The organism is Mycolicibacter virginiensis, from assembly GCF_022374935.2.
Classification (GTDB): Bacteria; Actinomycetota; Actinomycetes; order Mycobacteriales; family Mycobacteriaceae; genus Mycobacterium; species Mycobacterium virginiense.
Genome location: NZ_CP092430.2, coordinates 119076 through 133870, shown reverse-complemented (window position 1 = coordinate 133870; position 14795 = coordinate 119076). Strand labels below are relative to the sequence as shown.

Annotated in this window: 15 protein-coding genes; 2 read left to right on the top strand and 13 right to left on the bottom strand. The window is 66.3% G+C overall.

Translation table 11 applies throughout. The features are described from left to right. Positions 1–5: 5 nt before the first annotated feature. Complete coding sequence (locus MJO54_RS00690) at positions 6–560, top strand: Rv1363c family protein (protein WP_047320371.1); 555 nt, start codon at positions 6–8, stop codon at positions 558–560. A 10-nt stretch (positions 561–570) separates the two neighbouring features. Further along, positions 571–1365 (top strand): mannan-binding family protein, encoded by a 795-nt coding sequence (locus tag MJO54_RS00685; protein ID WP_047320370.1) that lies wholly within the window; start codon positions 571–573, stop codon positions 1363–1365. A 15-nt stretch (positions 1366–1380) separates the two neighbouring features. Here MJO54_RS00685 and MJO54_RS00680 read toward each other — a convergent pair whose 3' ends face one another. The 13 genes from MJO54_RS00680 to MJO54_RS00620 are packed head-to-tail and all read right to left on the bottom strand — an operon-like array spanning position 1381 to position 14616. Further along, on the bottom strand, positions 1381–2049 hold the full coding sequence (locus MJO54_RS00680; protein ID WP_047320369.1) for a YoaK family protein: 669 nt from the start codon (positions 2047–2049) through the stop codon (positions 1381–1383). Positions 2050–2082: 33 nt separating this feature from the next. Further along, on the bottom strand, positions 2083–2793 hold the full coding sequence (locus MJO54_RS00675; RefSeq protein ID WP_052956956.1) for a hypothetical protein: 711 nt from the start codon (positions 2791–2793) through the stop codon (positions 2083–2085). Then, entirely contained in the window at positions 2727–3275 is a 549-nt protein-coding gene (locus MJO54_RS00670; RefSeq protein WP_047320409.1) for an Rv1363c family protein, read from the bottom strand. The genes MJO54_RS00675 and MJO54_RS00670 overlap by 67 nt, the downstream gene beginning before the upstream one ends. Next, complete coding sequence (locus MJO54_RS00665; protein WP_047320367.1) at positions 3272–4228, bottom strand: RDD family protein; 957 nt, start codon at positions 4226–4228, stop codon at positions 3272–3274. Before MJO54_RS00665 ends, MJO54_RS00670 begins: the two co-directional genes overlap by 4 nt. Beyond that, entirely contained in the window at positions 4225–4878 is a 654-nt protein-coding gene (locus tag MJO54_RS00660) for an Rv1363c family protein (RefSeq protein ID WP_047320366.1), read from the bottom strand. The genes MJO54_RS00665 and MJO54_RS00660 overlap by 4 nt, the downstream gene beginning before the upstream one ends. Then, positions 4848–6440 (bottom strand): MCE family protein, encoded by a 1593-nt coding sequence (locus MJO54_RS00655; protein WP_047320365.1) that lies wholly within the window; start codon positions 6438–6440, stop codon positions 4848–4850. Before MJO54_RS00655 ends, MJO54_RS00660 begins: the two co-directional genes overlap by 31 nt. After that, positions 6434–7603 carry an MCE family protein gene (locus MJO54_RS00650; RefSeq protein WP_230987332.1) on the bottom strand — a complete coding sequence of 390 codons (1170 nt, stop codon included), beginning with the start codon at positions 7601–7603 and terminating at the stop codon, positions 6434–6436. Before MJO54_RS00650 ends, MJO54_RS00655 begins: the two co-directional genes overlap by 7 nt. Further along, positions 7603–9168, bottom strand: coding sequence for an MCE family protein (locus MJO54_RS00645; RefSeq protein ID WP_047320363.1), 1566 nt, complete (start codon positions 9166–9168; stop codon positions 7603–7605). Before MJO54_RS00645 ends, MJO54_RS00650 begins: the two co-directional genes overlap by 1 nt. Next, positions 9165–10769 (bottom strand): MCE family protein, encoded by a 1605-nt coding sequence (locus MJO54_RS00640; protein WP_047320362.1) that lies wholly within the window; start codon positions 10767–10769, stop codon positions 9165–9167. Before MJO54_RS00640 ends, MJO54_RS00645 begins: the two co-directional genes overlap by 4 nt. Beyond that, positions 10766–11794 carry an MCE family protein gene (locus tag MJO54_RS00635; RefSeq protein WP_047320361.1) on the bottom strand — a complete coding sequence of 343 codons (1029 nt, stop codon included), beginning with the start codon at positions 11792–11794 and terminating at the stop codon, positions 10766–10768. The genes MJO54_RS00640 and MJO54_RS00635 overlap by 4 nt, the downstream gene beginning before the upstream one ends. Then, entirely contained in the window at positions 11791–13002 is a 1212-nt protein-coding gene (locus tag MJO54_RS00630) for an MCE family protein (RefSeq protein WP_047320360.1), read from the bottom strand. The genes MJO54_RS00635 and MJO54_RS00630 overlap by 4 nt, the downstream gene beginning before the upstream one ends. A 5-nt stretch (positions 13003–13007) precedes the next feature. Next, on the bottom strand, positions 13008–13877 hold the full coding sequence (locus tag MJO54_RS00625; protein WP_047320359.1) for an ABC transporter permease: 870 nt from the start codon (positions 13875–13877) through the stop codon (positions 13008–13010). Position 13878: 1 nt separating this feature from the next. Continuing rightward, a complete protein-coding gene (locus tag MJO54_RS00620; protein ID WP_109519646.1) occupies positions 13879–14616 on the bottom strand; it encodes an MlaE family ABC transporter permease in 738 nt (245 codons plus the stop codon). Positions 14617–14795 lie beyond the last annotated feature (179 nt).

The following is a 14795-nucleotide window of genomic DNA, read 5'->3' as shown; positions in this document are numbered from 1 at the left end:
CCGCGGTGAGCACCGCCGACGAACCGACCGCCGAGACCGCCCCCGAGGACGTGGAAGAGACAGCCGCGCCGCCGGTGCGCAGGCGTCGGGTCCCGTGGCGGATGGCGCTCGTCGCGGCCGCCTATCTGGCAGTGTTCGGGTTGGTCATCGGGCTCGGCTGGCAGTTGTGGCAACAGCATCGGGTCTCGAGCGCGGAAGCCGCCGGACGACAGGCAGCGGTGGACTACGCCCAGGTGTTGACCAGCATCGACTCTGACAAGGTCGACGACGACTTCGACGCGGTCCTCAACGGTGCAACCGGGGAGTTCAAAGACACCTACACCAAAGCCAGCGTCAACCTGCGGCAGCTGCTGATCGACAACAAGGCCAGGGCACAGGGCACGGTGGTCGAGTCGGCCGTGCAGTCAGGTTCCAAGGACACCGTTGTGGTGCTGGTGATGGTCAACCAGACCATCACCAACACCATGCGGCCCGACCCGCGAGTGGACCGCGCCCGGATGAAGATGACGATGCAGAAGGTCGACGGCCGGTGGCTGGCGAGCAAAGTCGAATTGCCTTAGGAGGCATGCTATGTGGGCGACCCGGCTAGTGACGGGCATGCTCGCCGCGACACTTGCGGTGGCCACGGTGTCCGGGGCACCGGTCGCCGGCGCTTCGGCGCCGTCGTTCTGCAGCGGGCTGGGCGGCAACTGGGACGGGCAGTACTGCACTACCGATGTGCACTCGGAGCGGCTGGCCACCCGCTATATCCGGATGGCGGTGCCCGGGGACCTGGTCGACCACCCGATCGCCGGACCCCCGATCCGCGACTACCTGTCGAAGTTGTTCACCAATTGGCGCACCAAAGGCGCCTCCATGGTGGCCGACAGCTGGGGAAACGAGAACTACGAGATCTTCCAGCACGGCAATGCATTGACCGCGGTCTTCCACGAGGACTACCACTCCGACGGTCCCTACATCAACAACGCCTACCGGACTTTCACGTTCGACATGGGGGCCGGTGGCCGGCAACTGCAATTGGCTGACATCACCAAACCCGGGATCGACCCGTTGGCGACGATCCCGCAACTGGGCGAGCCCTACATCACCGAGGCGCTGGACCGGGCATTCTGGGAACACCGCCCGGGAGACTATCCCTTTGTCCCGGAGCGCTTTACACCCGACAAGGTCTTCTCCGGCGGCTACCGGTCTTGGGCTCTCACCCCCGACGAGCTGATTCTGTACATGCCCGACTACCCGGTCAGCCACGACAGCCCGATTCAGTACAACCAGATGCAGTGGTACATGGACGGTGGCAACGTGCAGGCGCACATCCCGCTGTCGGCGCTCAGCTCGATCCTGCGCCCGGAGTACGGCGGGTCCTGAGCGCGCTCGGGCCTATCAGCCGTAGCGGAACAACGCCAAGCTCGCCGCGACCACGACCCCGGCCATGGCGATGACCGGCGCCACCACAACGTGGGTCAACGTTGCGCCGACAATGGCGCCGAGGATCATCACGAAAACGACGCCGTAGCGCAGCTTTCCGCGGTCGCCGGTCCCACCGGCCAGCCGGCTGTCCACCCCGATACCGACGATCGTCGAGGTCAGCACCGTGGTGTAGAGCTCCTGGATACCGAACTGACGGGCAGTCGAATTCTGCACACCGAACGCGACCGCGAGGCCGGCGATCAAGAGCAGCTTGCTGTTGCTGTAGTAGCCCAACACACCCATTCCAGCCAGCGCCGCCAGCGCCAGCAGCAACACCGCCTCCAAACCGAGCGCAACCGTCAGCCAGCGCCGGCGGCTGTGTTCACCGAAGATCCGGAACAGCCGTCCCCCGATGACCGCGCCCATCAGGAATCCGCCGACCGCCACGATCGCGGCGGTCAGATCGAAGCCGGTGCCGGGGACGAACAGGAACCCCAGGAAGATCGCATTGCCGGTCATGTTCGCGACGAACACCCGCCCCAGCACCAGCACGCTGATCGCGTCCACGAGGCCGGTGGCGAACGTCAACAACAGCAAGGCCACCACCGTGCGCCGTCGTGACAACGGCGACGCGATCGGCATGCTCCCCCCCGTTACCCTCGACCCGGCCCGCGCTCAGCCCTGCAGACGCGGGGTGAGGTCCAGCGAGGTGATGGTCGGCATCCTGGTGACCACCCAGCGGTTCTGGTCACGCTTCATGAAGAGCCGGTAGGTCAGGTACTTGATCTGCGGGATCGATTTGCTCAGTTCACTGGTCGCCGTGGTGTTGGTGTAGACGATCACCGTGGCCTCGGGCCCGTCCAGAGTCTCGACGGCCGCACCGACGATCTCGGTGGTGTCGGTGACCCTCGCCTGCTTGTTGCTGTCTGCGATGGCGTCGATGAATTTCCGATACTGGGCTTCCAGGTCGCCGCTGAGATACACCGAGGCGCGGTCCGGAAGGGAATCCATGTTGTCCGGCGTGTAGTTCCACAGCGTGTGGATCGCCCTGGCCGCGGTCCGGGCGATGTCGAGCTTGGTGGCTACCTCGGCCCGGTCGATGAGATACGGCTGTGCTGCCGCGCCCGCGAATGCGGCGGCGCCGACGAAGGCCGCGGCTGAGACCGCAACCGCAAGCCGCACACCGAATTTGCGCCGGACCGGGCGCTTGTCCGCCGCCGTCTCGGCCTCGACCGCCTCGGCCTCGGCCGTCTCCTCGACCGTCTCCTGGGCCTCCGCTTCGGCTTCCAGATCTACGTCGGCGGCGTCGGGCTCTTCGGTCACAGCACCTGGTTCAGATTGCTGATCTTCCACTGGTCCCCTTCCTTCTGCGCTGTCGCCAACCATCGGGTTGCCACCTTGACATCGTGTTTGCCGTCGGACGACTTGCCGCTGTTCTCAACAGCCACCAGCATGCTGACGCTGCCTTCGTCGTTCCACCGTTCGACACCGGCCGCGGTCACCGTTCCCGTGGTCGGCTCACTGCGCGCCACCGCGATCAGGATCTGATTGGCCTTCTCCTGATACTGCTGGGCGAAATCCCCGGTGGCATGGTCCATGACATTGGCCAGATAGTCGTTGGCATGGAACGGATCCGGCGAGGTGAACATCGTCATGAACGATTCCACCGCGGCCAGCGCCTCGACGTCCCGCAAGGCTGCTCGCCGGTGTTGCTCGTGGGTCACCAGCGTCACCGCGCTGACCGCGACGGCAGCGGCGGCCACCACCAGCGAACTCGCGATCACCATCGGCAGCCGCCGGCGCCGGGGCACCGCCCGGTCGACGAAGAGCGGCTGATCGTCGGTGTCGACGCGGCGGCGCGGACTCATCGCTCCCCCTCGGCCGGCAGCGGCTTACTGACGACGGCGAGATCATCGACGCGCCAGGTTCCCGCGGCCTCGGCGAACGCCACCCGGACGGTGGCGCTGATCAGACGTTCCTTGCCGGCTGTTCCACGCTGGCCCTGCAGGAACAGCAGCATCGTGGCACGGTGCGGGGCGGCGTCGAGTACCGCCGCATCGGTGACCCGATAGAAGTTCGGAACCGGCTTGGCATTGCGGATCGCGTCCTGCTGCGGAACCAGCTGCTCGCGATACTTGTCGGTGGCCAGCGACTGCGCGCGGTCGAAGTCGCCCTGCAAGGTCTCGGGATCGTAGGACAGCATGTCCGCGACGATCTTCGGGCCCTGCCGGGCGATCTGGGCTCGGGCCAGATCCGACTTGTGGTCACGCTGGTAGACCACCGCGTAGGCCGTGGCGGCACCGACGAGGCTCAGGGCGGCCGCGGCCACGAACACCGCCATGGTCACGACCCGGATGTTCGCCGGGGGCTGTCGTGGGTCGGCCGGGCGGACCTCGGTCCGGGCCACGAGGTCGGCAAAAGTACGCCCGCGGCGGTCCCGCAAAGGCCAGATCCAGCCGAGCAGAGCCGGCACGGTGTCGAGCAGGTGCGCCGCCTCGCGCAGCAACAACCGGGCCGCACCGACGGCCGGAGCCGACCCTTCGCCGCCCCGCACCACTTCGATTCCGGTGAACGCGCGGCCCAGGCTCCAGCCCTTGATCGCCGGCAACAGGATCCGGTTGACCTCGGTGGCCAAGAACGCCAAGGCGCCGGTGATGGTCGCGAGCCACCACCAGGGTCCCCCGAACGGGAAGCACAGGGCGGCCATGCCCATCGTCACCATCACTGCCGAACCCGGCAGCAGGTCGATCGCCAGCGCCGTCGCGCGGGCGCGCCACCGGGCCGGTTCGATGCGCGGCGCGTCGGCCAGCGGGTCGGTCACCTGGCCACCTGGTCGAGCTTCGCGATTCGGTACTGCCCGTCCTCCCGGACCATCCGGGCCCGCAGCCGGTAACCGACCTCTTTGCCCTGAGTCTCGATGTTGTCGATCTTGACCCGGAAAGCCACCAGGGCGTCGACCGAACCGTCGGGGTTGTTCCGCTCCACCGCGGCGCCCATCTCGGTGAGTTCGGCGTGGACCTTCGCCGCCTGGTAGGCGTGCACGAACATCTCCGCGTACAGGGCGACCTGGGTGCGGAACTCGCCGGTCGTGCAGTTCAGGATCTTCTGCTGCGCCAGGGCGATGTCCCGCCCATCTGGCGCCTGAGTGGCCACCACGCACTCCTTGGCCGCGGCGATCGCTTCGGCATTGTCGCGGGCCAGCGCCTGGCTCGCCACGTGGTCGCGCAGGCCGACAAAGCCGGCTGCCACCAACCCGGCGGCCAACAGCAGCAACAGCACACAGATCCCCACCTGCTGGCGACGGCCAAGACGCGACGGCGCCGATTCGGCGTCTACTGCCACCGAGTCGGCCGACTCCTGCGAGTCCACCGGCACCGCGTCCTCAGTGCCCTCAGTGCCCAAGGCCGAGGTATCTGCGGTCTGCTGGTCCTCGTCCGTGCTCACCGGAACGGTGCCAGCATCCCCTTCCATCCGTCGTCTCCTATGTTCATCGAGTTCTCGACGGAGTATTCGACGCCGTCTGGCCCCACCGCTTGGCCGCTCTGCGGATTGTAGATCGCGGCTGGTCCCCCACCGGGGGTGTAGATGCAGGGGTTCGGTTGTTGCCCGTTGCACTGCACGCTACCGGTCCCCGGCCGTGACAGCGGGTCGTTCACCGGCGGCGGCGACGGCGGCACCATGTCCGCCGGCAGGGGGTTGAGGCCGGTGTTCACCGACGGCGCCGGAATCACGTGGCCGGGCTCGACCGGCTGGTCACAGCGCGCGCCCAACGCCGGGCAGTTCCGGATCTGGTTCGGATCGCCGTACCAGGGGTTGGTGCCCAGCGGGACGTACGGTTTGTCGCTGCGGCACTCCTTGGGTGTCGCTGCGCGTTTGCCCGGTACGTCCACACACGGGATGTTGCGGACCCCGCGAACGCTGTTGGCCGGCGTGTCCTGCGGAATCCGGCAGGAGACGTCCGGTAGTTCGGCGGGGCTGGTGTCGGCGAACGCCCGCCATTGGGATGCCGGGACGAAGCCGGTCAGACACGGCGGCGGCGTGTTGAGGCTCAGGCCCGGAACCGGCACCGGAAAGATGGGGCCGGGGACGGCACCGAGGGCAACGCCCATCGAGCCCCGGCCCGGGTTGGTGGCAGTCACGGTCTGGATGATGGAGCCGGCCTGCGGCAGGAAGACCAGTACCTGCTCGGTGTTCCGGTTGTAGCGCTTGGCCATCTCGGTCAGGATCGACGCGTTCGCCATCAGCTGGGGCAGCGTGTCCTTGGTGTCGTTGAACACCGTGTGCACCTGGTCGATCAGCGGCGGTAGATCCGACACGATGTGCTTGACCGTGTCTTCTCGGCTGGCCGCCTGGCCGGCGAGAACGTTCAGGTTGCGCGCCCATTGGTGGATGGCGTCGCCGGAGTCGACCTGGCTCTCGATGATCGGTGCCGACTTCTCCACGATGTCGTCGACATCGGCGAGGTTCGTCTTGAAGTCACCGACGATGGCCTGGGTGGCGTCCACGAGCCGCTGCAGCGACGGTCCCAGGCCCCCGACGGCGGTGGCCGTCTCGTCGAGCAGGGCCGCGATCTTGCCGGCCGGCAGCGCGGCGAGTCCGCGGTTGGCGGTGTCCAGCGCCGGCCCGATCGCCGACGGGACCGTGCTCTTGGTGATGGTCTGGCCCGGCTTGAGGTACTGGCCCGGATTACCGGTCGACACCAGATCCAGGTACTGCTCACCGATCGCCGACACCGAATGCACGTTGGCACCGGCGTCGACGGGGATCTTGTATTTGCTGGCGATCTGGAAGGTGGCCTGCGCCCCGGTCTCGGTCGGTTCCACACTGGTGACCCGGCCGATGATGGTGCCGCGGTAGGTGACGTTCGCGGTCTTGTACAGGCCGCCCGCCTCGGGCAGGTCCGCCTTCAGCGAGTACTGGCCCAGGCCCGCCAAGGTCGGCAACCGCAGGTAGTAAACGCCCAACACCAGCAGCGCCACCGCGGTCAGGACGCTGAAGATCGCCAGTTGACGCTTGATCTGAGGTTTCAGCAATTCCGGTCAGCCCTTTCCACATACGGACCGCCGGGTGCGGTTGCCGGGTTCGGCGTGTACCGAACATCCGGGACCATCTTCTCCGGGTCGTGGCCAAAGGACTGCTCCAGTGCCCGCAGCATTCCGGAGAACCCGGTACCGGTCAGGATCGCGTTGTCGATGGACGCGTAGGTGAGGTCCACCATCAGCGAGGTGTTGATGAAGTCACCGCGGACCGCCTTAAAGGCACCGTCGACGTGGTAAGGCGCGGTGATCATCACCTGCAGCAGGTCGGGCAGATACGGCGACGCCTTACGGAGTTCCCGCGCCGGGCACTGGAACGAGGTGAGCACCTTGTGCAGGTCGGACCGCGCGGGCGCGATCTGGGTGTTGACCTGGGTGCCCATCGCGCCCAGTGCCTCGACGGCGTTGATGAAGATCCCCTGCTGCGCGTTGAAGTACTTGAACAGCGGCGGGAAGTCGGTCAAGGCCTTCTCGAGGGTGTCGTTGTGGGCACCGAAGTAGCTCAGCAACCGATTGCTGGAGTCGATCGCCCGGGTGATGTCCTCACGCTGGTCGTTGAGGTTGCCGATGAAGGTGTCCAGCTTGGTCAGGAAGGCGTGGATCTGGTCGGCGCGCCCGTTGGACAGCGCGGCGAACTCGGTGGTGATGGTGTCCAGGTCCGACAACCCGCCGCGCTGCAGCAGCAGGGCAATACCGGCCAGCGTCCGTTCGATCGTCGGGTACGACGTCGAATTGCTCAGTCCGATGGTGTCACCGTTTCTGAGTTCGCCCTCCGGGTTGTCCGGGGACTTCAGTTCGATATGCTGCGAACCCAACAGGCTGGTCTGACCGATCTTCGCCGTGGCGTTGCGTGGCAGGTGAACATCCTTGTTCAGCTTTAGCTTCAGCGTGGCGACCCAGTTCTTCAGCTCGATCCGCTCGACCGCGCCCACGAACACATCGGCGACCAGGACCCGGCTGTTGCCGTTGAGCGCCAAGGTGTCGGGCACCTGGACGTAGACCGTGTAGGCACCGGCGCCACTGCCCGGACCGCCCGGCAACGACACGTTGGCGATACCGCGCCAGCTGCTGCACGACGTCAACGTCAGCGCGGCCATCAGCAGCACGAGCGCCTGCCAGCCGCGCCGGCCGACCGTGTTCATCGCTGTCCTCCGTCTCATCAGCCGTCACCTCGCGGCGCCATCGGTGCCACCGGCCCCGGAATCACGTTCGGGCCCGGCGGAGGCGGCGCGATCGGACCCACCCCGGGAGGCTGGCCGATGAACGGCAGCGGGCCGGGCGATTCGTCATAGGAGTTGGGCGGGCCGGGCGGGGTCTGGAACTGCGACTCCACCGGTGCCGGGTCGGGGCCACCCATCAACTGCGCCAGCGACTCCGGGGTGAGCAGCCGCTCGGTGTCGTGGCCGGGCTGCACGCCCTGCATCCCAGGTGCGGTGATCCAGCCCGGCTGGGTGTTGCGGTGCGAGAACGGGGTGTCGGGCACCCAGATCCCCGGGACAGTGGTGTCCTTGTATCCGGGCGGCGGCTGCAGCCGGGGCTCGGAGTAGGCGATCTCCTTCGGTGTGGTGAACGCGCTGTTCCAGATGTTGATACCGAACGGCAGATAGTTGAACTTGATCGCGTCGGCGATCGGCGCCAGGTATTCCGCGCACAGCTCCGCGGAGTCCTGGTAACCCAGCCGGCTGCCGGCCTGAATCGCGCTACACAGGAACTGCATCGGGTTCGCGAAGTTTGCGATAACCGGGTAGCTGAGCACCATGCCCTGCGCCGGGTGGTAGATCTCGTCCACGCCAGCCAGCACGTTCGGCAGGATGTGCAGCGCGGTCTCGAAACCATCCAGCGCTTCCGGTTGCGTGATGGCGGTGGTCACCTGTTCCACGTTGTTGATGCTGTGCACCAATGGCTTTGCGTTCTGGTTGAGGAACGCCTTGACGATCGTCATCGTCGCGTAGAACTGGTCGGTGGCGGTCGCCAGTGCCTGGTCGGTGCTGTTCAGGTTGCTGGCGAACTTGGCCAGATCATGGTTCAGCGCGACGAACTGCTGGTCGTTGTGGTCCAGCGCCTTGACGAACAGCGACAGGCTGCGTACCACCGCGAAGAAATCACCCCGGCCCTTGTTCAGGGCGGTCAGCGCGTCCGACAGGCTGTTGAAAGCGGTGTTGAGCTGCGTGCCCTTGCCGGCCAGCCCGTCGGCGAAGGATTCGATGGCGTCACCGATCGGGCCCTTGGGCTGCTCCGCCGTCGGCCCCAGCTTGTCGATGATGTTGGTGACATCGTTGCGCAGCGTGTCCCATTCCACCGGGACCTCGGTACGCTCCTCCGGGATCACGGCCTTGTCGGCCAGCACCGGCCCGCCCCGGTACGGCGGCTCCAGCTGAATGGTCCGCGACGCGACCAGAGTCGGGTTCAAGATGATCGCCTTGGCGTCGGCGGGCACCTTGTACTTGTTGTTGTAGTGCAGGGTGACTTTCATCTTGTCGCCGGCCGGCTCGATCTTGTCGATCGCTCCCACCCGGACACCCATGATCTGCACCGCGTCACCGGGGTACAGCGCGTCGGTCTGTGGGAAGTAGGCGACGAGGCTGGTGCTGTTCAGCTTGCGAAAGAGCTGCACTCCTCCGAAGCCGGCAACGAGGGCCAGCGCCAACAGCAGCGACCCGACGATCACCGTCGTCCGCGATCGCTCCGGCAGTCGCAGGTTGCGAACATCAAAGACGGTACTCACGGACGCTCACTCCCTCTTGCGCCACCGCCGCCACCGGGCTGGCTGTTGCCGCCTTCACCAGGCGTGATGAACGGTGCCGGTAGCTGGTTGCCGGGTCCAGGCGGAACAGGCGGACCGGGTGCCCGCGGTGCCGGTGGGGGTGCCGCGCCCGGGTTGGCGGGAGCCGGACCGGCGACCGGGCCCATCGGCTCCGAACGCCCGCCCGGGTTGGCGTCGGGCATCGGAACCGGCGTGCCCGGCACCACCGGCGGCGTCTCGCCCGGACGACCCGCGATCGAGATGCCCGGCGACGACGGGATGCCGTCCGGGTTGGGCGGCGAGACCAACACATCGGTCGGCCCCGGGTACGGTCCGCTCCGTCCGAACGGGCCGTCGTTCGGGTCCAAGTTGGCGCATGGCAGCGGGTTGCCCGGAGTCGGGAACATGCCCGCGGCAGGTGCGTACGAGCACGGCGAACCGGGCGCGACGGCCGGCCCGGGGTGCTCGGGGGTGCCCTCAAGCACCTGCGGAGCGGGCGGCGGTGCACCATTGGCGAACCGATTTCCGTTCGGGTCGGGGTAACGGAACTCCGGCAGGCCGGCGTTGCGCCAGAATTCCTCGGGCGAGATGCCACGCTTCTTGAACGCCGCGTCCACCCAGGGCTGCAGGATCCAGTACGGGATCAGGTTCAGCGTCGAGACCTTGAAGTAGGGGCCCGATGCCATCGCCTCGTTCACGATCGTCAGGTACCTGCCCAGGATGGTGAACATCTCCCGCAGGTCATCCTGGCGCCGCACCAGCATGTCGGTGATGGTGGAGGCCTCTTCGAAGACGTGGTTCAGATCCAGACCCGGATTGTCGCGGACCAGGCCCTGAACCTGTTCGCCGAAATAGGCGATGTTGCCTAGCAACGCCGAGATCGCCTGGCTGCGCTGGTTCACTGCTGCCGAGAGGGTCTGAGTATTGCGCAGCAGCGCGTCGATCTGGTTGCTGCGGTCACCGATAACGCTCGCGACCTGGTTGGTCTGTGCCAGCAGGTGAGTGATCTCGTCGTCACGTTTGCCGATGGTGTCGGAGAACCTCGCGACGCCGTCGAGCGCGTCGCTCAGGTCCGGGTAGGTCTGATCGACCGTCTCCGACAGCACCTTCAACGACTTCTTGACCGTGTCGATGTCCCAGCCGGAGGCGGCCTTGGTGGCGTCGAAGACCGCATCGTAGAGCTGGTAGGGGGTGGTGCTCTGGCCCAACGGCAGCACACCCTGCGGCGCTATGCGGCGCTCACCCTTGGGCTCGATCGACAGCACCTTGCGGCCCAAGATGGTGTCGGTCTTGACCCCGATCCGGCTGTCGCTGCCGATCGGGTTGGCACCGACCGAGAACTTCACCAGCACGTGGTCGCCCTCGATCGACAGATCTTGTACCTTGCCGACGTCCACGCCGGAGATGCGCACCTTGTCGCCGGCGTTCAGGCCGCCGCTATCGGAGAGCTGTCCGAAGTAACTCGGTTCGGCGAAGAGCATCGGCACCGTGGTGAAGGTCTGCCCCACCAGGGTTACCAACGCCACTGTGGCGACACCGATGATGCCGATCCGTGCCCGGTTGGGCGGTTCCAGAGTCCTCACTGAGGCGTGCACCTCCCCGTCGGTTGCTGCCACAACCGAGCGTTTCGCACCGGCCCGCCCGGCTGCAATCCAGGAAGCTTGATAGTCACGTCGCAGAGGTAGAAGTTGAAGAAGTCACCGTAGACCCCGGTGCGCCCGATCAACTTCAACGCCCTCGGAATCTTCTGCAGCAGCTCGTCGACATCGGCGAGCCGGTCCGGCGGCTCCGGACCGGCGACCGGGAACAGGCTGTGCAACTGGGTGCGGTTGTCGGCCAGCAGATCCGCCAGATTGCCGGCGGCGTTACCGAACTCCGCGGTGCCGTTCGCCAGCGGGTCGGCGTGGCTGTTCAGACCCTTGACCAGTTTGTCGAAGTTGTCGACCGTTTCATCGAAGGTCTGGCGATGGCGAACCGCGGTGTCCAGGACGACGTTGAGGTTCTTGACGACTTCGCCGATCGCCGCATCCCGGTCGGCGATGTGAGCTGTCAGCTGAGCGGTCTGCTGAAGAATGTCGTTGATGGTGCCGCCCTGGCCCTGGAAGACCGTGACGATGGTGGACGCGATGGTGTTGATCTTCTCCGGGTCCAGCGCCCGGAACACCGGCTTGAAACCGCCGATCAATGCGTCCAGGTCCAGCGCCGGCTCGGTACGGGAAGCAGGAATGAATCCGCCGATGGGCAACCGCTGGTCGGCGCCCTCACCCTCGCCCCGTTTGAGCTCCAGGTAGCGGTTGCCGATGAGGTCGTCGTAGCGGATCTGCGCGGTGGTCGACTGGAACAGCGGCAGTGACTGGTCGACGTCGAAGTCCACCACCGCCCGACGGCCGCCGTCGACCAGTCGGACCCTCTTGACCTTGCCGATCTCCACCCCGGAGGCACGCACGAACTGCCCCTGACGCAGGCCGCTGGCATTGCTGAATTCCGCGGAGTAGCGGGCCGTCCGGTCGAACCGGATCTGCCCGAAGACCACGACGAGGCCGACCGTGAAGAGCAGCAGCACCGAGCCGACGGCGCCGAGTTTGAGGGCGGTTCTGGTGATGTTCATGGGTTGATCGTGTAATCCCCGACTTGGCGACCCCAGACGTAATCAATGGCCAGGGGCGATCCGGTATCAAAGTGGTTGTAGGGCGCTTGGCTGACTCCCGTGTCGGCCACCAGGTAAGGCGCCGGCCAGAAGTCGTGGGTGATCTCCTGCCAGCAGCCCGGCGCACCGCCGGGCCCACCCCGGGCGTTGTAACGCGGCAGGTTCTCGGGGTAGATGTAGGGGTTGGCCGGACCGACCAGCTCACTGTTGGTGGCGAGCGAGTAGCCGTCGCCGCCCAGGAAGTCGTAGACCTTGGGTCCTCCATTGGCCAGGTTGCGGATGGCGCAGAACAGTTCCGGGCTGTACTCGTCCAACAGCGCCGACACCGAGACCAGGTCGGAGAACTGCGCACGGAAGTACGGCCCGAACCGCTGGGTGACATCCGCCCCGAGGTTGCCCACCCCGGCGGCGCCCAGCAACGCGGCGTCCAGTTCCTTCTGCTGGTTGGTGATGGTCTTGACGGTCACCACCGAGGAGTCCAGGAAGCCGACCAGATCCGGTGCGCCGTCGGCGTAGACCTCGCCCAGGGTTGCGAAACCCTTCAGGTCGCGGCGGAAGGACGGCATCCGCGCGTTGACGTCGTCGAGAATCGCGTTGCCGTTGACCAGCGATTCGCCGAGCTTGTCGCCCAACCCGGTCAGCGCCTCGGCTGCGGCGTGCAGCGTCAGGTTCAGCTTGATCGGGTCCACGTGCTCGGACAGGTTGTTGATGGTCTCAAACAGCGTGTTGAGCTCCGTCGTCACCGACGTCGCGATGATGTTCTTGCTGGTGATGCGTTCCCGCGCCGGGTGTTCCGGGGCGGTCAGCGACACGTACTTGTTGCCGAACAGCGTGGTAGCCAAAATGTCGGCTTTGACGTTGGACGGAATCAGCTTGAGGTACTTGGGGTTCACGTCGAGGGTGAACTTGGCGGCCGGCTTGTTCTCGTACTCGGTCGGCGCAATGTCGGCCACGCGCCCGATCTGGACGCCGTTGTAGGTCACCGGTCCGCCCGGGTCCATCACCAGACCGGCGCGCGGGGCGACCATGGTCAGCGACGTCGTCTTCGTGAAGGCCCCACGGAACTGGCCGTAGACCAGGCCGCCGATCAGCGCCAGGACGGCGAAGGTCACCACGCCCGCGAGCCGGAACGGCGGGTTGTGCACTTTGTTCTGCTTCCCGGTTGCCATACGCGTCACATCGTTAGGTTGAAGTTGGGGTCGACGCCGTAGAGCGCCAACGCTGCGAGCAGCACGACTGTGGGCACCGTGATCAGGGACAGGCGCATCGACTGGCCCACCGCGGCACCGACGCCGACCGGACCACCACTGGCGTTGAAGCCGTAATAGCAGTGGGTGACCATGACCACCACCGCGATCAAGATCGTTTCAATGAACGACCAGAACACATCGTCGGGCCGCAAGAACGTTCGGAAGTAGTGGTCGTAGGTACCCGACGACTGTCCGAAGAACAGTGTGGTGACGATCTGCGGTGCGGCGAACGCCATGATCAGCGCGAGTGCGTACAGCGGGATGATCACGGTGAAGCCGGCCACCACGCGGGTGGACACCAGGTAGGCGATCGAGTTGATCCCCATCACTTCGAGGGCGTCGATCTCCTCGCTGATGCGCATCGCGCCGAGTTCGGCAGTGGCTCCCGCCCCGACCGTCGCAGCCAGGGCGATACCGGCGTTGACCGGGCCGACCACACGGACGTTGACCAAGGCCGCGGCGAAACCGGTGTAGGTCTCCACACCGATGTTGCCCAGCGAGGTGAAGCCCTGGATCGCGATCAGCGAGCCGCCGGCCAGCATCACGAAGCCCATGATGGCGACGGTGCCGCCGATCACGGCCATGGCGCCGGTGCCCATGCCCAGTTCAGCGACCAGACGCAGCGTCTCGGTGCGGTACCGGCGCAGCGCCCACGGGATCTGCCGGAGGGCGGTTACCGAGAACCAGCCGAGCCGGCCGCTTCTTTCGAGTCCGCGGCCGGCCATCCCGACGTAGCGCTGGTAGTTCGCAACCAGCCCGGGAAAGCGTCCCCGAACTACTGTCGATGTCGACATGTCAGGTCCCCGTTCCGAACTTCACGCCGATGGTGGTCAGCACCACGTTCACGGCGAACAACGCAAGCACGCACAGCACGACTGTTTCGTTGACGGCGGTGCCCAGACCCTTGGAGCCGCCGCGGACGGTAAGTCCGCGATAGCAGCCGACTAAGCCCGCGATAAGTCCGAACACGCTGGCTTTCACCGTCGAGATGACCACCTCGGGCAGCCCGGTGAGCAGAGTCAGCGTGGACAGATAGGCGCCGCCGGACACGTTCTGCAGGTAGACACCGAAGAGGAAGCCGCCGGTCAAGCCGATCACAATCACCAAGGCGTTGAGGAGCAAGGCCACCACGGTCGCGGCGATCACCCGGGGGACCACCAGTCGATGGATCGGATCGATGCCGAGTACCTCCATCGCGTCGATCTCCTCGCGGATGGTGCGCGCACCCAGGTCGGCACAGATCGCGGTGGAGCCGGCGCCCGCGACCACCAGCACGGTGACCAGCGGCCCCAACTGGGTGACGGCGGCGATACCGGCGCCGGCGCCGGAAACGTCGGCAGCACCGAACTGCGCCAACAGGATATTCAGTGTGAAGACCAGCAGCACGGTCAGCGGAATGGCGACCGCGATGGTCGGAATGATGGCGACACTGGTGATGAACCAGCCCTGCTGCAGGGTCTCGCGCCATTGGAACGGGCGTACGAAAAGCGCGCGGGCGGTCAGGGCACACATTCTGAAGAATCCGCCGACCATGATCAGCGGCGGCAGCACCCGATCCCGGAGGAAGTCGGCGACACGAGGACGCGCTGGAGCCGTCACACCACCCCCCTCACCAGAAATCCCGCCGCACGACTCAGCAAGGAACCGCGTCGCACAGTGTCTTCTCCCGTCCGTCGTTCAGCGAGACCCGCGTCACCTTATCGGCCCGAAGT

Coding starts and splice junctions, on each gene's coding strand:
- MJO54_RS00685 (WP_047320370.1), top strand. CDS start 571: ATGTGGGCGACCCGGCTAGTGACGGGCATGCTCGCCGCGACACTTGCG.
- MJO54_RS00680 (WP_047320369.1), bottom strand. CDS start 2,049: ATGCCGATCGCGTCGCCGTTGTCACGACGGCGCACGGTGGTGGCCTTG.
- MJO54_RS00675 (WP_052956956.1), bottom strand. CDS start 2,793: ATGGTTGGCGACAGCGCAGAAGGAAGGGGACCAGTGGAAGATCAGCAA.
- MJO54_RS00670 (WP_047320409.1), bottom strand. CDS start 3,275: ATGAGTCCGCGCCGCCGCGTCGACACCGACGATCAGCCGCTCTTCGTC.
- MJO54_RS00660 (WP_047320366.1), bottom strand. CDS start 4,878: ATGGAAGGGGATGCTGGCACCGTTCCGGTGAGCACGGACGAGGACCAG.
- MJO54_RS00650 (WP_230987332.1), bottom strand. CDS start 7,603: ATGAGACGGAGGACAGCGATGAACACGGTCGGCCGGCGCGGCTGGCAG.
- MJO54_RS00635 (WP_047320361.1), bottom strand. CDS start 11,794: ATGAACATCACCAGAACCGCCCTCAAACTCGGCGCCGTCGGCTCGGTG.
- MJO54_RS00630 (WP_047320360.1), bottom strand. CDS start 13,002: ATGGCAACCGGGAAGCAGAACAAAGTGCACAACCCGCCGTTCCGGCTC.
- MJO54_RS00625 (WP_047320359.1), bottom strand. CDS start 13,877: ATGTCGACATCGACAGTAGTTCGGGGACGCTTTCCCGGGCTGGTTGCG.
- MJO54_RS00620 (WP_109519646.1), bottom strand. CDS start 14,616: ATGGTCGGCGGATTCTTCAGAATGTGTGCCCTGACCGCCCGCGCGCTT.